The organism is Pedobacter sp. 05L430, assembly GCF_056397585.1.
Genome location: NZ_JBFTNT010000581.1, coordinates 1 through 827, shown reverse-complemented (window position 1 = coordinate 827; position 827 = coordinate 1). Strand labels below are relative to the sequence as shown.

At 36.8% G+C, this 827-nt stretch carries 2 protein-coding genes and 1 pseudogene; 1 reads left to right on the top strand and 2 read right to left on the bottom strand.

From position 1 onward, the window contains the following. Positions 1-212, top strand: a pseudogene (locus AC1DG9_RS27445) (ZIP family metal transporter); the annotation flags it as partial. Between the two features lie 7 nt (positions 213-219). Here AC1DG9_RS27445 and AC1DG9_RS27440 read toward each other — a convergent pair. Both AC1DG9_RS27440 and AC1DG9_RS27435 read right to left on the bottom strand, forming a co-directional pair. Beyond that, entirely contained in the window at positions 220-669 is a 450-nt protein-coding gene (locus AC1DG9_RS27440; protein WP_172659597.1) for a MarR family winged helix-turn-helix transcriptional regulator, read from the bottom strand. Between the two features lie 11 nt (positions 670-680). Then, positions 681-827, bottom strand: a 147-nt coding sequence (locus AC1DG9_RS27435) for a DUF5522 domain-containing protein (protein WP_477635745.1), incomplete at its 5' end; no start/stop codon positions are given.

Genomic DNA, 827 nt, shown 5'->3' with positions numbered 1-827 from the left:
GCTATGGGCTTAGCAATGGAACTATTGGTGGTATTGAGAATTATTTCAACAGAATTATGGGAATTGTAATCGGTATATTCTTGCATATTTCTACTACCATATTATTCGAGTCGAGCGTAGATCACAAGGTATCAAAACGTAAAATGATTGCCGTACTGTGCGGCATAGCGATTGCACTAATTGGGTATTTCAGCTCTAGCCATTCGCATTAAGCATATATTAGCCTCTCATTTTATCAAGTAAATCATTTAGTGTAGTGGCTTCCTGTTCGGTTAAATTTGATGAGATCAGTACTGAAAGACTAACCTCCTGATCCATCAGTTCAAGCAATTCCAGGCCTTTGTCGCTTATTCTAATATCAACAGCTCGTTTATCTACAGCATTTGACTCTTTTATAACAAGTCCTTTTTGCACCAGTCTATCCACTATTCTTGAAGTATCACTCATTTTATCGAGCATTCTTGATTTCAGAAGATTTATGGTAGCCGGACTAGGATTTTGTCCGCGCAAAATTCTTAAAATATTAAATTGCTGAGTAGTAACCTCAAAAGGCAGGATCGTTTGCTTTAGTTTCTCGGTACACCAATTACTGGTATGCCACACATTTACAATGGCCTGGTGATGGATGCTCTCAAATTTTGTGGTAAGCGTTTCTTTCTGCAACTGCATCTTTTCGTTCTTTATTTGTTTGGTGGTGTAGCTTTTATTTTTTGCTTCCCAAATCCCCATGGACAATGTTTACACTTATTTTTACAGCAATAACCACGTTTTAAGTGATAAGCTTCTGTAAAAACCATAAAGCCATTTTCATTGAAGTAATAATCTAC

Coding starts and splice junctions, on each gene's coding strand:
- AC1DG9_RS27440 (WP_172659597.1), bottom strand. CDS start 669: ATGCAGTTGCAGAAAGAAACGCTTACCACAAAATTTGAGAGCATCCAT.